Genomic DNA, 15357 nt, shown 5'->3' on the forward strand with positions numbered 1-15357 from the left:
CCCGGTTCAGGCACCTTCCGCATCGGCGGGAGCCGAGGTGAGACGCTGCCAGAGCGCATCAACCTGGGCGATCGTGTCCGCCTCGCTCCCCGAAGTGTCGATGATGACGTCGGCAATAGCGCGCCGCTCTGCGTCGCTCGCCTGATTCGCGATCCTGTTGCGTGCGTCTTCGACGGTCATGCCGCGGTGCTCCACCATTCGCGCGATGCGAGTCTCCGGCGGAGCTTCAGCGACAACCACCAGATCAAACGGCAGCTCGCGCGCCGCTTCCACGAGCAGCGGAATCTCGTACACGATCACCCCGGCTGGGTTGGCGTCGCGGGCAACGCCCACAGCCTCGGTGAACAGCCGTTGCACCTCGGGGTGCACGATCCCGTTGAGGGCGCTGAGCGCGGCTGCGTCGGCGAACACGATGGCCCCCAGCGCAGCACGATCGAGTGAGCCGTCGTCCCGGATCACCTGCTCTGCGCCGAAGTGGTGTGCCACTTGGGCGAGCCCCGAAGTACCCGGCGCCACGGCATCTCGGGCGAGCTGGTCAGCGTCAATCCGTGTTGCTCCGAGCTCAGCCAGGCGGTGGCCGATCGTCGATTTGCCTGCGGCGATGCCGCCCGTGAGTCCGATCAGCGTCATGCCTCCAGCGTAGCGCGCTGCACTGCCATGCCCGCTATGCTGACGACCACAGAGGGAGGCACGCATGCTCGAGATCATCACCGGCACCACGCTCGCAGCTTCCGCGGGCCTCAACGCCTACATCCCGCTCCTCGGGCTCGGGCTCCTCTCCAGGTTCACAAGCTGGGTCGAGCTTCCCGCCGGCTGGGCCTGGCTTGAGAATGGGTGGAGCCTCGGGATCCTCGGCGTACTTCTGCTCCTCGAGGTAATCGTCGACAAGGTGCCCGCGCTCGACAGCATAAACGACATTCTGCAGACCCTCGTGCGCCCGGCCTCTGGCGGCATGGTGTTCGCCGCGGGAGCCGCAAGCGATACGGTCGCGGTCGCCGACCCTGTCGCATTCGCAGACTCGCCGCAGTTCTGGCCGTTTCTCGCGGGTGTGGTGATCGCGCTGATCCCCCACCTCCTCAAGGCGATCGCACGCCCCGTATTGAATGTATTGACAGCGGGGGCCGGTGCGGCAATCTCCAGCTTCCTCGAGGACATCGGTGCGGTGCTGCTGACGATCCTCGCTGTGCTCGTCCCGCTCGTTGCACTCGGTGCGCTCATCCTCGTCGTGGTGATGATGGTGCGCAGACTGAGCCGAGTGCGGCGAATGCGAGCAGCGCGGGACCAGGCCGCCACGTAACGCTGCTCGACTGCACCTCCCGGCATCCCGGCATCCCAGCGCCCTGGATACGCCGAAGGCCCGGCCACCTTTCGGTGTCCGGGCCTTCGGTGCGGAGGGTTAGTTGCCCTCGAGCTGTGCCTTCAGCGCAGCGAGTGCCGCGTCGTCAGCAAGCGCGCCGGTCGAAGCCGAGTCGCTCGAGAAGCTCGAACCTGCAGCCTCGGACGCAGCCGGGGCCGCGATGACCTCGGTGAGTGCCGTGGCGACCTGCTTCTTGTGAGCCTCCCAGCGCTCCTGGGCAGCAGCGTACTCCTGCTCCCACTTCTCGCGCTGCGACTCGAAGCCTTCCTTCCACTCCTGCGTCTCAGGATCGAAGCCCTCGGGGTACTTGTACTCGCCGTTCTCGTCGTACTCCGTGGTCATGCCGTAGAGTGCGGGATCGAACTCGGTGCCCTCGGGGTCAACGCCGTCGTTCGCCTGCTTGAGGCTGAGCGAGATGCGGCGGCGATCGAGATCGATGTCGATGATCTTGACGAAGACCTCCTGGCCGGCCGAAACGACCTGCTCAGCGAGCTCAACGTGCTGACCCGACAGCTCGGAGATGTGCACGAGGCCCTCGATGCCGTCGGCAACGCGAACGAACGCACCGAAGGGAACGAGCTTCGTGACCACGCCCGGGGCGATCTGGCCGATCGCGTGGGTGCGGGCGAAGACCTGCCACGGATCCTCCTGCGTCGCCTTGAGCGACAGCGAGACGCGCTCGCGGTCGAGCTCGACGGAGAGCACCTCGACGGTAACTTCCTGGCCGACCTCGACGACGTCCGAAGCGTGCTCGATGTGCTTCCAGGACAGCTCGGAGACGTGCACGAGGCCGTCCACGCCGCCCAGGTCGACGAACGCACCGAAGTTGACGATCGACGAGATAACACCCTTGCGCACCTGGCCGGGCTTGAGCTCCGCGAGGAACGAAGAGCGGGTAGCCGACTGCGTCTCCTCGAGGAGCGCGCGGCGCGACAGCACCACGTTGTTGCGGTTCTTGTCGAGCTCGAGGATCTTCGCCTCGATCTCCTGGCCCAGGTACGGGGTCAGGTCGCGCACGCGGCGCAGCTCGATGAGCGAAGCCGGGAGGAAGCCGCGGAGTCCGATATCAACGATGAGGCCGCCCTTGACAACCTCGATGACGGTGCCGGTGACGACACCCTCGTTCTCCTTGATCTTCTCCACGTCGCCCCAAGCACGCTCGTACTGAGCGCGCTTCTTGGACAGGATCAGGCGACCTTCCTTGTCCTCCTTCTGGAGAACGAGTGCCTCAACAGAGTCGCCAACCTCGACGACCTCATCGGGGTCGACGTCGTGCTTGATGGACAGCTCGCGCGAGGGGATAACACCCTCGGTCTTGAACCCGACGTCGAGGAGCACCTCGTCGCGGTCAATCTTCACAACGGTGCCCTCGATGAGGTCGCCGTCGTTGAAGGACTTAATGGTCAGTTCGACCGCAGCAAGGAAGTCATCGGCCGAGCCGATGTCGTTGATCGCGACCTGCTTGCTGGTGGTCGTTGCGTTCGTCATGTAAATGGTCTCCAGAATGGACAGGATATTCAGGCGATGCGTGCCAAAATCTTTTCAACCCGGGTTCGGGCCAAATACGCACTCATCGCATGTGGACATGGTTGAGTCGCCACAAATGTGACAGCTCAGTCTATCGCGGCATTCTCGTGAGTTGCAAGCGCAGAAGCGGGGCGTTTTGCGCGCTGCGTTGCCAGCCCGACGAAGACCCCCACGATGGCGATCCCGAGACCAGCAAGGAACACGAGCAGCTTGATATTGGCGTCGATCGTTGCGTCTTCCCAGCGCAGCAGGTTCGGGGCGAACTGCCACGGCTCCCCCAGCACCCGCGCCACGGCCCAGTCGACTCCCACCCCGGACGCACCGAGCAGCGCCGCAATGATCGAGACCCGCAGGGCAACTGGTCCGGGAACATACCGGATCACAAGCGCCACCGCCCACACGAGCGAGAAGCCAATGGCAGCGAGAGGCAGCATGAGTTGCAGCCAGAGCCCGGGCTTCCCCACCGCCACGGCGATCACCCCGAGGAACGCCGCGATCGCAACAGTGTCGATCGCGAGCGTGAGCACGGTGCGGTGCCGACGCAATGAACCAGGAAGCGGGAGAAGCGAAAGCAGGATCGGGGTGAACACCACGAGCAGTCCCAGGAGCACTGCGGAGATCGCAATCCAGACCCAGATGCCGGGTGCCGACTGCAGCCACACCACCACGAGGAGCACCAGGAGGCTGAGAAGGGCACCACCCAGCGCGCACCACCCGGGTCGAGGGATCCCCAGCAGGGGCAGCGTAGTGAGGCTGAACGCGATGCCGACCGCGGGCAACACGATCCAGAACCAGCTCAGCGAGTGTGACACTGAAAGATTGACAATCAGGCACGTGAGAATCGTCGCAGCGTATGCGATCGCGGTGCTCCACAGAATCGCGGAGCGCCACCCACGGTAGACCCTGGCATCGCGCGAGTCAGCTCGCGCCTCATGGTCCTCGCTCGCGCTAATGAGTTCCTGCCCCGTCACACCGAGTTCTGCGGCAAGCGCCTGCACCATGGTGATATCCGGGTACGAGAGACCCCGCTCCCACTTTGACACTGCGGACTCGGTCACGTGGAGGCGAGCCGCGAGCTCCTTCTGAGTGAGTCCGAGTGCGCGCCGGCGCTCGGTGACGAAGCGGCCGAGATCGCGCTTAGTGATGTCCGTGTTCATGCCACCATCTCACCACGTCCGTGTGGCGAGGCAAGGTCCCGCCTCTTCGAAAACCGCGGAAATCCGCCACTCGACTGTCTGGCCAGTCGCTTGTTCCGCCGAGAGTTGTTTACAGAGTGTCGCAGAGACGGGTGCGGCCCGAGTACTCCACACGCACACAGACGCAGTCGTGACGCGTGCGTCCGCAGCGCACACTGCATGCATGAGCGCTGGCGCCGGGAGAGCCGCGCGCGAGCTTTGGCGCTCGGGGCGCACCTCCCACCCGGGGCGTTCTTCTCGCATCGCACCGCGGCAGCGCTCTGGCGTCTCCCCATCTCGCCACCTCATGCCCATCCCGAACGGCTCGATGTCGCGGCATTTGACGGTCGCCCCGGCGCGCCCCGTGCGTGGCTCACGTCGCGCTCCCTCTCCCCGTTTCTGGCTGCCGTGACCACACGACACGGTGTGCAGCTCACTGACCCAGCAACCACCTGGGCGCTGCTCACACCGCTCCTGGGGCGGCTGGAGGCGATCGCACTGGGCGACGCGGTTCTGTATGAGCCTCGGAGTCCAGGATCACGCGTGCCGAGCGCGCCCCCGCTCGCCTCTCGCCAAAGGAGCTCCACGCGGCACTCTCACTCCCGTATCGTCGCGACCGCCCCCGACTTCGGGAGATCTACGACGACCTTTCCCCGAAAGCTGCGTCACCGTCCGAGAGCCACCTCCGTGTGCTCTTTCACCATTGGGGGTTTCCGCCACCGCAGCTCGACCACGATGTCTGGGGCGACACCGGGGAACTGCTGGGGCGCAGTGCGGTCGCGTTTCCCACACACCGTGTGGCGGTCAAGTATCACCCAATGCGCCGCGACGACGGTGCAACTCAGTGCACGAGTGTGGCCGAGAAGTCGCAACTGTACGTGACGAACGGCTGGCGACTTCTTCGGGTCACTGCGGAGCTGCTCTACCTTAGGCCGACAACGCTTCGCCGCATGGTGAGCGATGCCCTCGACTCGAGCAGCACATACGTGAGCGAGCACCGGGACAGTCAGAATCGCCCCGGTGCCCACGGATCGGCCTAGTGCGCGGCCGCGTTCCAGTTGGCTCCGCGGCCCACCTGCACCTCGAGCGGCACCGAGAGCTCGGCTGCGCCCGCCATCTCTTCACGGACGATCACTTCCAGCTCATCCCATTCACCCGCAGCAACCTCGAACATCAGCTCATCGTGGATCTGCAAGAGCATGCGGGATGCGAGCCCGGCTTCACGCATGCGTCGTTCCACACCGATCATCGCGACCTTGATAATGTCGGCTGCCGATCCCTGAATGGGTGCGTTCAGCGCGGCACGCTCCGCGTTCTCACGCAAGATCCGGTTCGGGCTTGCGAGGTCCGGGAACGGACGACGGCGCCCAAAGATCGTCTCCGTGAACGTGTCGCGCTTGGCCTGGTCAACGACGGAGCGGAGGTAGTCGCGCACCCCGCCGAAACGCTCGAAGTAGTCGGTCATGAGCTGCTTCGCTTCAGCAGCAGAGATCCCGAGCTGCTTCGACAGCCCGAACGCGGAGAGGCCGTAGGCGAGGCCGTAGGACATCGCCTTCACCTTCGAGCGCATCTCGTTCGTCACGTCCTCCGGTGGCACCCCGAAGATACGCGAGCCGACAAAGCGGTGGAGATCTTCTCCTGCGTTGAACGCTTCGATCAAGCCCTCGTCGCCCGAGAGATGGGCCATGATGCGCATCTCGATCTGTGAGTAGTCGGCGGTCATGAGCGTCTCGTAGTCGCCCGAGTGGATGAAGCCTTCGCGGATGCGGCGGCCTTCCTCCGAACGAACGGGAATGTTCTGCAGGTTCGGGTCCGTGGACGCGAGGCGGCCGGTGCTCGCACCAGTCTGCACGAGCGTGGTGTGGATCCGACCGTCCGGCTGCACGGCTTTGATGAGCGTCTCCACCATCTGCCGCAGCTTGTTGGCGTCGCGGTGCGCGAGCAGTGCTCCGAGGAAGGGGTGCGGGTTCTTCTGCTGCAAGTCGGCGAGCGCGGCAGCGTCGGTGGTGTACCCGCTCTTCGTCTTGCGCGTCTTCGGCATATCAAGTTCCTCGAACAGCACCACCTGCAACTGCTTCGGCGAAGACAGGTTCACTTCGTGTCCGATAGCGGCAAAGGCTTCCTGCTCAAGACCGGCGACGCGCTCCGTCAGCTCCGCATGGTGCGCTTCAAACAGCGGCAGGTCGATCTCGACGCCCCGCTCTTCAAGATCAGTGAGCACCGACACGAGCGGAAGCTCGATATCTGCATAGATCTCCCCGGTCCGGTCCGGGAAACGCGCGGCCGCAGCAGCGTGCGCGCGCACGACGTACCAGGCGAGCGCGGCCGCATCGGCCACGCTGCCCTCGTCGGGAACCAACTGGTTGGGGTCGCCCTCAGGGACCTGCTCCCCCAGGAAACGGAACACTGCTTCGGCAATGTTCTTCTCTGCGGTCGCAGGACGGAGCAGCCAAGCAGCGATCAAGAGGTCGCCCGCGATACCCCCGATGCGCACGCCCGCCTCATCGGCGAGACGCAGCTGATGCTTCGCATCGAAGAACACCTTGGGTGCGTCGCTCGCGAGCCACTCCTCAAACTGGGCGTAGTCACGTCCGCCGGGCTGCCAGTGGAAGAGCACCGAGGACTCGGGCGTCGCGAGGCCAACATTTGTACCAGCCTCGCTCGTCTGGATGACGACCGCGGGCGTATCGGCCTTTGCCAGCCAGTCCCCCAGCTCTTCATCGATCAAGAGCTTCGCGGTGGGCTTCTCCGGCGCGAGCGGGGTCGCTGTCGCGGTTGCGCCGCCCGTGGGCACCTCTGCACCGGCGAGCTTGCCCACGCGCTGCAGCAGGGTGCGGAACTCGAGACGCGCAAAGACCTCTCCAACGGCCGTCATATCGACTTCGCCGCGCTTCAGCTCGTCGAGCGTGACGTCGAGCTCCACATCGCGTACCAAGCGGTTCAACCGGCGATTGCGTTCCGCGAGGTGAGCGTTCTCGCGCAGGCTTTCGCCCACCTTGCCGCCTACCTCGTCCTGGCGCCGCAGGATCTCCTCGAGCGAGCCGAACTGGTTGATCCACTTCACCGCGGTCTTCTCGCCCACGCGCGGGATGCCGGGCAGGTTGTCACTCGTCTCACCCACCAGCGCCGCGATCTCGGGGTACTGCTCGGGGCGTACCCCGTACCGCTCCATCACCTTGTCTGCGTCATAGCGCGTCAGCTCACTCACGCCCTGCTTCGAGGGGTACAGCAGGGTGATGCGGTCGTCGACAAGCTGGATTGTGTCGCGATCACCGCTCACCACGAGCACACGGTACCCCGCGTCCGCACCGCGCGTGGCGAGCGTCGCGAGGATGTCATCAGCCTCGTAGTTCTCTTTCTCGAGCGTGGTGATACCCATAGCGTGCAGGGCCTCCTGCAGCAACGGAATCTGCCCCTTAAACTCCGAGGGCGTCTCGCCTCGCGTGCCCTTGTACTCCGGGTACTCCTCGGTGCGGAAAGAGTGCCGTGAGATATCGAACGCCACGGCGAGCGAGTCCGGGTTCTCGTTGCTGAGCAGGTTGATCAGCATGGCGATGAAGCCATGGATCGCGTTCGTGTGCTGGCCGGTCTGCGTCTGGAAACTGTCGACGGGCAGGGCGTAGAACGCACGGAAGGCCAGCGAGTGGCCATCAATGATCATGAGGGTAGGCTGAGGCGTATTCGACACACGCCCAGCCTACAAGTCGACACCGACATCCACACCGTGGAATTGTGCGCGGGCGAGGCGCCCCCTCGGGGCGCACCACAGAGAAAGGCGCGTTCGACACGATGACCGCGAAGGATCCCGTTTCCACTTTGCCGAGCGACGTGCACCCGGACGACGCACTCGCGTACATCCAGGATCGCGGCGTCGGTGCTCTCGCCGATCGAATGGGAATCGAGTTCACCGAGTTTACGCGCGAGCGGGCGGTGGCCACGATGCCCGTCGAGGGAAACACGCAGCCGATCATGCTCATGCACGGCGGCGCATACGTCGTGCTCGGTGAGACGCTCGGTTCCATGCACGCAAACCTCGTTGCCCCGGAGGGAACTGTGGCCGTCGGCGTCGACATCAACGCCACGCACACCGGATCCGCGCGCACCGGCCGCGTCACCGGCACCTGCGTGCCGATCAAGTTGGGCCGTTCGATCGCGGTCCACGAGATCACGATCGACAACGAGGACGGTCAGCGCTGCTCGACCGTGCGCATCACGAACTTCTACAAGCAGGTCTCGAAGTAGCCGCGACCCGCGCAAATCACGAGCGCCCCGGGTCCGCAAGGATCCGGGGCGCTCGTGTGTATGGCCGTGAGGAAGCTAGTCCTTCTTCGGTCCGAGCTGATCGATGATCGTCTTTGCGACGTCCTGCATCGTCAGACGACGATCCATCGAAGCCTTCTGAATCCAGCGGAAAGCCTCGGGCTCGCTGAGACCCATCTTGTCGTTCAGGATGCCCTTTGCGCGATCAACGAGCTTGCGGGTTTCGAAACGCTCAGCGAGGTCTGCAACCTCGTTCTCGAGCGTGACGATCTGCTGGAAACGCGAGAGCGCAATCTCGATCGCGGGGAGCAGGTCGGCCGGGGTGAACGGCTTCACGACGTATGCAAGCGCGCCGGCTTCGCTGGCCCGCTCAACAAGCTCACGCTGGCTGAACGCGGTGAGCAGCACCACGGGAGCGAGGTGCGTCTTGTTGATGCGCTCTGCGGCGGAGATTCCGTCGAGCTGGGGCATCTTCACGTCCATGACCACGAGGTCGGGGCGGAGCTCCTCAACCAGCTTCACAGCGGTCTCGCCATCGCCGGCCTCGCCGACCACATCAAATCCGTTGTCGCGCAGCGTCTCAACGATGTCGAGGCGGATCAGGGACTCATCCTCCGCGACGACGACGCGGCGCGGGGTGTTCGGGGCAGTGCTCTGGTCATTCACCCCTCCAGCTTACGTCATCTGCCACCCGGATTCCCTGAAACCGGTGGGAGTTGTCCGGCGGGTCGCAACGCCCGTGGCGCGTCGTCGCGCGCGAAAAGGCCTCCGCCTGCGCTAGGGTAGTTCTGTTGTTCCACCGCGCCCCCGGGTGCGGCGAGTTCCATCCAGCCGGATTGGCGGAATTGGCAGACGCGGCGCACTCAAAATGCGTTGTCGAAAGACGTGCGGGTTCAAGTCCCGCATCCGGCACCACGAGCTCTGGCCTCGACTCCCCCACAAAACACTGGGCAGTCGGGGCCTTTCTCATATCGGGAGCGCGACGGCTTGCTCACACTGTGCCCACACCCGAAAACAGCTGAAGCCCCGCAGCCACGATCCCGGCTGCTGTGAGCCTGATCGGTGATCTAGCCTTGGGGCTCACTATTGGCCTAGTGAATGAGTGCACGGTCTACTTCCCGAGCGAAGTGTGTTCTCCACGCAGGTTGTCACTCAACGCGCGCTGCGAGTACTCAGCTGGCGATCATTCTTCTGTCTGCCAGGCAACTTGTCACCAGGGCCGGCCAGCGGGTCTACCCCAGCATTTCGCGGAGGCGCTCCATCGAGCGCAGCCCCTCGAGCACCGGCCCAGCCACCACCAGGTAGATGAGCGCGAGGAACACGGCATATGTGAGCGTGAAGCCCGCGCAGGCGGCAATGTTGTCGCGCTTGCCAAAGTGCTCGCCAAACTTACGCACGAAGGAAACCGGGTGGCGCAGATCCCAGCTGTTGAAACGCGGATAGCGGCCGAGGTACATTCCGAATCCGAGCAGCAGCATGACGACCCCCACCGCGGTGAGCGGCAGCGGCGCCAGCAATCGCTCGGCGCTATCTCCGTACAGGCTGATCCCCACGACGAGGTGGACGATGAACACGTTGAGCACGGTGTTCACCACGCCCGACATTGCAAGCGTGATCACGAGGATGATGTCGTACCACAGCGGCACCTCATCGTCATCGCGCCGATGCGACTGATTGAGTTCGGTAATCAGGTAGCTGGCGTTCGGGAGCAGCAACAGCCAGATGAGCCCGGTGGCCCCCAGCACGACGAAGCCGGCTGGCGGCGCGATGACCAACAGCGCCAGCCCGACGAGCCCGCCGCCCGCAAGCACGATCACGGGCAGGACGGACAGCCAAATGTTCCAGATCATTGGCTTGTAGAGCCGCGTTCGGTACACCGCCGCCCGCAACAGGATGAGGAGCAGTGCATACGCGTTGAGCGCGAGCGCGCCGAGAATCAGGAAAAACATCGCGACCTAGCGTTCCGCGAGCCCCGCGTTGACGAGTGCGAGCGTGATCCAGAAAATCCCTGCGGGGACGGTGTCTGCCATGGACTCACCCTAGCGAGACCAGTGTGGGATCGCTACGAGTCGCGCTCCTCGCGCTTCCGCTTCGCGTTGCGCCAGAGGGTCACGCCGACCACGATCCCGGCGCCAACAAACACGGCCCAAGAGATCACTGCTCCGAGAATCATCACGCCTCAACCGTAGCAGTCACGAGGCTGGCGGACGGCCGCTACTCAGTGCTGTCGCCGCTCCCCGGAGCGCCGCCGATGAAGCCCACGATCGCGCCGAGAGCGAGGCCCACCCCGATTCCCATGCCGACCCAGCCCATCGCGATTCCAGCGACCAGGCCGAGCCCACCGCCAATGATGAGGCCGCCCGTCATCCAAGCAATGGATGCGGCACGGGACGGAGTACGGTTCTCGCTCATACTCCGAGGGTACGCCTGTGCGTCGCAGCTGCCGAATCGTGCGGACGCGGCGCACCCAGTTCCCCTGAGAGAACATGGCGCTCCAAGTATGCGCTCTGCGCTACCGTGAGGCAAGCGAACGGCGACCGCCCTGCGCTTCGCCGAGTAACGCCGATGGTGTTCTCCCACTCGAATGGTGGCCGCCCGATGACGAGCTCGAACGTACTCCTCTCACATCCGCTTGACGCGCTCGGAGAGCTTCGCCCCACCCGGTCTTCGGAAAGGGACTTCCCACCCATCGCGCGCGCCTACGTCGAGGTAACTCGCACCGCGAAGGAGCAGGGTCTACTTCGTCGAGCACATGGCTTCTACGCGGCTGTGGGCGCCGGGATCGTCGTCGCTCTCGCTGGAGCAATCGCTGGCTCAATTCTGCTGGGCGACAGCTGGTTCCAGCTCATCATCGCCGCGGTGCTCGGGATCATTTTCACGCAGATCGCCTTCCTCGCGCACGAGGCCGCGCACCGGCAGATCTTGTCGACCGGTCCCGCAAACGATCGGCTCGCGCGCGTGCTTGCCGGCTCAATTGGCATGAGTTACTCCTGGTGGGACTCGAAGCACACACGCCACCACGCAAATCCGAACCGCGTCGGCAAGGATCCCGATATCGAGGTCGACACGATCTCGTTCCTCGAGGAGGATGCGGTCGAGGCGCGCGGGCTGCGCCGCGCAATCACGAAGCGTCAGGGCTGGCTGTTCTTCCCCCTGCTCACACTCGAGGGCCTGAATCTGCACCTGCACAGCTTCCGGCACCTGTTCTCGCGCGAGCCGGTGCGGGGACGCTGGATCGAACTCAGCATTATCGCCGCCCGCTTCGTCCTGCTCCTCACGCCGGTGTTCCTGTTCCTTCCCGTGGGGATGGCCTTCGCGTTCCTCGGTGTGCAGTTCGCCGTGTTCGGGGTGTACATGGGCGCGTCTTTCGCCCCGAACCACAAGGGAATGCCGGTCATCGCGGCGTCCGCAAAGCTTGATTTCTTCTCCAAGCAGGTGCGCACCTCGCGGAACATCCGCGGCGGCTGGTGGGCCACCTCACTAATGGGCGGCCTGAACTACCAGGTTGAGCACCACCTGTTCCCCAGCATGGCCCGGCCGCACCTCGCGAAGGCGAGCAAGATTGTGCGCGAGTTCTGCGCCGAGCACCGCGTGCCATATACGGAGACGTCGTTGTGGCACTCCTACGGCATTGTGATCGAGTATTTGAATCGGGTGGGCCTCAGCGCCCGCGACCCGTTCGAATGCCCGATGTCGGCACAGTACGGGCGTGCGCGCTAGCGTTCCCGCTCCCTATTCGGCGTTTGCGGCCTGAACGGCGGCCAGCGCCGCGCCGGCGAAGCGATGCTCCGGGCGGCCGACCTCAGCGACCCACACATCCCCGGAGAAGAGGTACCACTGCGTGGTAACGGCGATGCCGTTCTCGGTGGTCAACGCGTAGCCGGTCGCCTCACCCTCCGTGCGCTTCTCGAAGTCGGAGGCGTCAAGTGCTGCCCGGAAATCGTCGCGCACCTCGGGGCTGAGCACCGCGACGAAGAGCGTCGTCAGCGAGCCACTGTTCGGAACACCCCAGGAGCACTGCCGAATCTCGGTCGCCGCGTCGAGCGCCGCGTTCGCCGCGGGGCCCATTGCGCCATCGCGCGCCACGCCCGCGAGTCGATCGCTCGTCTCTGCGTCGAGTTCCTCGTATCGCGGCTCCCCCAACTCGACGGCCTGCTCCGGCGTGACGAGCGCGTTGCATGCTGGGAGAACCAGCGGAGCCTCGAGTGCGCCAGTTCTCGGCTCAGCGGGCGGCTCTGGCGCGCTCGGCGTTTCCGGCGCAGGGGCGGAGGTTGTGGGAGCCGGGCTCGCGGGTGCCTCCCCCGGCTCAGGCGCGCACGCGGCGAGGCCCAGCACACCGAGCGCAGCGATCCCGAGCAGCAGCGCGCGTGGGAATCGCTGGCGAGCCCCGTGCGCTGACGTGAGCACCGCAGGAGGAGCTGTGGAGATCGAAGCACGCATGTGCCACAGCCTAGCGAGCGCCTCCGACGGGCGACACCCTCCCGCTCCCGCCACACAGCGAAGCGGGGCCCACGAAGCTTCCGCTTCGCCGGACCCCGCTCTCCTACGCGAGACGCGACTCGCTAGGAGTCAGCGCGCCCCAGCGTGTGCTTGCGCGGGCCTGCCTCAGGCAGCTTTCCCGTGGTCTCACCCATCCGGTGAATGCGCAGCGTGTTCGTGGTCCCGACGATTCCGGGAGGGGAACCGGCGATGATGACGACCTTGTCGCCCACCTCAGCGCGCGAGTGCTCGAGCAGCAGCTCGTCCGCCTGCGTGAACATTTCATCGGTGCTCTCCACGCGCGGCACCTCGTAGCTGCGGGCACCCCAGGTGAGCTCCATGCGGCGTCGCGTGCTCGCATCGGGCGTAAACCCGATGATCGGGATCGGCTTCCGCAGGCGCGACATCCGCCGCACCGTGTCGCCGGATTCCGTGAACACGCAAATGTAGCGCGCGCCGATGAAGTCTGCGACCTCGGACGCTGCAAGCGTCAGCGCGCCACCCTGGCTGCGGGGCTCGACACCGAGCGGCTCGATGCGATCCAGCGCGTGATCCTCGGTGGCCTCGATGATGCGTGCCATGGTGGCAACCGCCTCAACGGGGTATGCCCCAACGCTCGTCTCGCCGGACAGCATCACCGCGTCGGCGCCGTCAAGCACCGCGTTCGCGCAGTCGGAGGCCTCGGCGCGCGTGGGGCGGGGGTTCTCGATCATCGATTCAAGCACCTGCGTTGCCACGATCACCGGCTTCGCGTTGCGTCGCGCGAGCGCGATCGCCTCGGTCTGCACGAGCGGCACCTGCTCGAGGGGCAGTTCGACGCCCAGGTCGCCACGGGCCACCATGATGCCGTCGAATGCGTCGACGATCTCTTCGAGGTGCTCGACGGCCTGCGGCTTCTCGATCTTGGCGATCACGGGAAGGCGCACGCCCTCCTCGTCCATGATCTCGTGCACGCGGGTGATATCAGCGGCGTCGCGCACGAACGAGAGCGCGATGTAGTCGGCGCCGAGGGCAATCGCCCAGCGCAGATCCTGCTCATCCTTGTCGGAGAGCGCGGGCACGTTGACCGCGACACCGGGGAGGTTAATGCCCTTGTTGTTCGACACTGCACCGGGGATCTCGACGGTCGTGTAGACCGTGTCCTCGGTGACACGCACCGCGCGGAGACCGACCTTACCGTCGTCCACGAGCAGCGGGTCGCCGACCTTCACATCGCCCGGCAGCCCCTTGTGGGTGGTGCTGGAGATCGTGCGATCCCCCACGATGTCGCGCGTGGTGATTGCGAACTCATCGCCCACCTCGAGCTCGTACGGGCCACCCTCGAACTTGCCGAGGCGGATCTTCGGCCCCTGGAGATCTGCAAGCACCGCGATGGGACGCCCGACCTCGATCTCCGCGCGCCGGATGTTGCGGTAAATCCCCTCGTGCACGTTGTACGTGCCGTGAGACATGTTGAGTCGGGCCACATTGACGCCCGCGCGAATCAGTTCCAGCGTGTGGTCGTAGCTGGAGACCGCCGGCCCCCAGGTCGCAACGATCTTGGCGTGGCGCATGTGCTCTCCTTGCTTAGCGTGACGAAGTAGCGGAATCGACGGTTGCGGCGGGTGCATCGCCGTGGTCGATCACGTGGAAGAACTCGTCGGGGTCAGCGGTGTCGCGAAGCACCGAGTCAAGCGGGTTGCTGCGTCCCGGCAGGTACACCGAGGACTCGAGGCCCACGTGGCGACGGCGCTGCACGAAGATCACAACGAGGCCGACAACGATCGCGAGGAGCGCGGCAAGCACGTTCGTGCGGATACCGAGGAAGAGCAGGCTCGGATCGACGCGGAGCGACTCAGTGAATGCGCGGCCGATGCCGTACCAGACGAGGTACATACCGAAGAAGGTGCCCCAGCGGGGGCGCCACTTCCGCTCGATGGCAAGCAGCACGATGATGCCGAGGATGTTCCACAGCGCCTCGTAGAGGAAGGTGGGATGGAAGAGCGTGCCCTCGGGCAGACCGATCGGGAAGGCGGGGTTCGACGACTCGATCTCGAGACCCCAGGGCAGCGTGGTCGGGCCACCGAACAGCTCGTGGTTGAACCAGTTGCCGAGGCGGCCGACCGCCTGCGCAATGAGCAGACCGGGAACCAGCGCATCCGCGAACGAGGCGAAGCGGATGCCCGTGATGCGCGAGGCAATCAGCACGCCGACGCCGCCGCCGAGCAGCGCGCCGAAGATGGCGATTCCACCGTTCCAAAACGCGAAGATCTCGAGGGGGTTCTTGCCCGCACCGAAGTAGTCACCCCAGTGCGTCACCACGTGGTAGAGACGCGCGCCGATGATGCCGAGCACGAGCGACCACACGAGGAAGTCGAGCGTTGCGCCCTTCTCTCCCCCGCGGGCGGTCAGACGGCGAGCCGTCCAGATCCCCGCGATGATAATCCCCGCGATGATGCAGAGCGCGTAGAAGTAGATCCGCAGGGGGCCGATCTGCAGGAACTGCAGATCGGGGCTGGGGATGCTCATTGGGAGAATCATTCACTCCTCTTTCGCCCGCGGCTAGGCCGCTGGAAGCTG

General features: G+C 65.2%; 14 protein-coding genes and 1 tRNA gene. 5 read left to right on the forward strand and 10 right to left on the reverse strand.

What is annotated here, in order from left to right:
* Positions 1 to 6: 6 nt before the first annotated feature.
* Positions 7 to 630, reverse strand: coding sequence for a dephospho-CoA kinase (coaE, locus tag ACR81A_RS08605; protein WP_440311597.1), 624 nt, complete (start codon positions 628 to 630; stop codon positions 7 to 9).
* Positions 631 to 694: 64 nt separating this feature from the next.
* On the opposite strand from coaE, the gene ACR81A_RS08610 reads away from it, so the two are divergent.
* Positions 695 to 1297, forward strand: a complete 603-nt coding sequence (locus ACR81A_RS08610; RefSeq protein WP_440311598.1) for a DUF4126 domain-containing protein — start codon at positions 695 to 697, stop codon at positions 1295 to 1297.
* A gap of 99 nt (positions 1298 to 1396) precedes the next feature.
* On the opposite strand, the gene rpsA is transcribed toward ACR81A_RS08610, so the two are convergent.
* Positions 1397 to 2845, reverse strand: a complete 1449-nt coding sequence (gene rpsA, locus ACR81A_RS08615; RefSeq protein WP_202382883.1) for a 30S ribosomal protein S1 — start codon at positions 2843 to 2845, stop codon at positions 1397 to 1399.
* A gap of 125 nt (positions 2846 to 2970) precedes the next feature.
* Entirely contained in the window at positions 2971 to 4041 is a 1071-nt protein-coding gene (locus tag ACR81A_RS08620) for a helix-turn-helix domain-containing protein (protein WP_440311599.1), read from the reverse strand.
* Positions 4042 to 4877: 836 nt separating this feature from the next.
* Between ACR81A_RS08620 and ACR81A_RS08625 the strand changes: the two genes are divergently transcribed.
* The gene (locus ACR81A_RS08625) at positions 4878 to 5099 is read left to right on the forward strand and encodes a hypothetical protein (protein WP_440311600.1); all 222 of its coding nucleotides are present in this window, start codon (positions 4878 to 4880) and stop codon (positions 5097 to 5099) included.
* Here the strand turns inward: ACR81A_RS08625 and polA are convergent.
* Complete coding sequence (gene polA / locus ACR81A_RS08630) at positions 5096 to 7720, reverse strand: DNA polymerase I (protein ID WP_440313141.1); 2625 nt, start codon at positions 7718 to 7720, stop codon at positions 5096 to 5098. The genes ACR81A_RS08625 and polA overlap by 4 nt on opposite strands.
* 128 nt (positions 7721 to 7848) lie before the next feature.
* On the opposite strand from polA, the gene ACR81A_RS08635 reads away from it, so the two are divergent.
* Positions 7849 to 8301 carry a hotdog fold thioesterase gene (locus ACR81A_RS08635; RefSeq protein ID WP_202382885.1) on the forward strand — a complete coding sequence of 151 codons (453 nt, stop codon included), beginning with the start codon at positions 7849 to 7851 and terminating at the stop codon, positions 8299 to 8301.
* A 75-nt stretch (positions 8302 to 8376) separates the two neighbouring features.
* Here ACR81A_RS08635 and ACR81A_RS08640 read toward each other — a convergent pair whose 3' ends face one another.
* Positions 8377 to 8985, reverse strand: coding sequence for an ANTAR domain-containing response regulator (locus tag ACR81A_RS08640; RefSeq protein WP_125098422.1), 609 nt, complete (start codon positions 8983 to 8985; stop codon positions 8377 to 8379).
* Positions 8986 to 9149: 164 nt separating this feature from the next.
* Between ACR81A_RS08640 and ACR81A_RS08645 the strand changes: the two genes are divergently transcribed.
* Positions 9150 to 9234, forward strand: a tRNA-Leu gene (locus tag ACR81A_RS08645).
* A 317-nt stretch (positions 9235 to 9551) separates the two neighbouring features.
* On the opposite strand, the gene ACR81A_RS08650 is transcribed toward ACR81A_RS08645, so the two are convergent.
* On the reverse strand, positions 9552 to 10268 hold the full coding sequence (locus tag ACR81A_RS08650) for a DUF1361 domain-containing protein (protein ID WP_202382886.1): 717 nt from the start codon (positions 10266 to 10268) through the stop codon (positions 9552 to 9554).
* A gap of 265 nt (positions 10269 to 10533) precedes the next feature.
* Positions 10534 to 10731, reverse strand: a complete 198-nt coding sequence (locus ACR81A_RS08655; RefSeq protein WP_202382887.1) for a hypothetical protein — start codon at positions 10729 to 10731, stop codon at positions 10534 to 10536.
* Between the two features lie 186 nt (positions 10732 to 10917).
* Between ACR81A_RS08655 and ACR81A_RS08660 the strand changes: the two genes are divergently transcribed.
* Positions 10918 to 12039 carry a fatty acid desaturase family protein gene (locus ACR81A_RS08660; protein WP_440311601.1) on the forward strand — a complete coding sequence of 374 codons (1122 nt, stop codon included), beginning with the start codon at positions 10918 to 10920 and terminating at the stop codon, positions 12037 to 12039.
* Positions 12040 to 12051: 12 nt separating this feature from the next.
* On the opposite strand, the gene ACR81A_RS08665 is transcribed toward ACR81A_RS08660, so the two are convergent.
* The 3 genes from ACR81A_RS08665 to lgt form a co-directional block, all read right to left on the reverse strand.
* Positions 12052 to 12759, reverse strand: a complete 708-nt coding sequence (locus ACR81A_RS08665; protein WP_440311602.1) for a hypothetical protein — start codon at positions 12757 to 12759, stop codon at positions 12052 to 12054.
* 122 nt (positions 12760 to 12881) lie between these two features.
* Positions 12882 to 14351, reverse strand: a complete 1470-nt coding sequence (pyk, locus tag ACR81A_RS08670) for a pyruvate kinase (RefSeq protein WP_202382890.1) — start codon at positions 14349 to 14351, stop codon at positions 12882 to 12884.
* Between the two features lie 13 nt (positions 14352 to 14364).
* Positions 14365 to 15318, reverse strand: a complete 954-nt coding sequence (gene lgt / locus ACR81A_RS08675) for a prolipoprotein diacylglyceryl transferase (protein WP_440311603.1) — start codon at positions 15316 to 15318, stop codon at positions 14365 to 14367.
* Between the last annotated feature and the right edge of the window lie 39 nt (positions 15319 to 15357).

The sequence above is a fragment of the Leucobacter chromiireducens genome (assembly GCF_051993095.1).
GTDB classification, from domain to species: domain Bacteria; phylum Actinomycetota; class Actinomycetes; order Actinomycetales; family Microbacteriaceae; genus Leucobacter; species Leucobacter chromiireducens.

Bases quoted from the DNA above. Each gene is read 5' to 3' on its own strand.
- ACR81A_RS08635 (WP_202382885.1), top strand. From the start codon at position 7,849: ATGACCGCGAAGGATCCCGTTTCCACTTTGCCGAGCGACGTGCACCCG.
- ACR81A_RS08650 (WP_202382886.1), bottom strand. From the start codon at position 10,268: ATGTTTTTCCTGATTCTCGGCGCGCTCGCGCTCAACGCGTATGCACTG.
- coaE (WP_440311597.1), bottom strand. From the start codon at position 630: ATGACGCTGATCGGACTCACGGGCGGCATCGCCGCAGGCAAATCGACG.
- rpsA (WP_202382883.1), bottom strand. From the start codon at position 2,845: ATGACGAACGCAACGACCACCAGCAAGCAGGTCGCGATCAACGACATC.
- ACR81A_RS08660 (WP_440311601.1), top strand. From the start codon at position 10,918: ATGACGAGCTCGAACGTACTCCTCTCACATCCGCTTGACGCGCTCGGA.
- ACR81A_RS08665 (WP_440311602.1), bottom strand. From the start codon at position 12,759: ATGCGTGCTTCGATCTCCACAGCTCCTCCTGCGGTGCTCACGTCAGCG.
- lgt (WP_440311603.1), bottom strand. From the start codon at position 15,318: ATGATTCTCCCAATGAGCATCCCCAGCCCCGATCTGCAGTTCCTGCAG.
- ACR81A_RS08625 (WP_440311600.1), top strand. From the start codon at position 4,878: ATGCGCCGCGACGACGGTGCAACTCAGTGCACGAGTGTGGCCGAGAAG.
- ACR81A_RS08610 (WP_440311598.1), top strand. From the start codon at position 695: ATGCTCGAGATCATCACCGGCACCACGCTCGCAGCTTCCGCGGGCCTC.
- pyk (WP_202382890.1), bottom strand. From the start codon at position 14,351: ATGCGCCACGCCAAGATCGTTGCGACCTGGGGGCCGGCGGTCTCCAGC.
- polA (WP_440313141.1), bottom strand. From the start codon at position 7,720: ATGATCATTGATGGCCACTCGCTGGCCTTCCGTGCGTTCTACGCCCTG.
- ACR81A_RS08620 (WP_440311599.1), bottom strand. From the start codon at position 4,041: ATGAACACGGACATCACTAAGCGCGATCTCGGCCGCTTCGTCACCGAG.
- ACR81A_RS08655 (WP_202382887.1), bottom strand. From the start codon at position 10,731: ATGAGCGAGAACCGTACTCCGTCCCGTGCCGCATCCATTGCTTGGATG.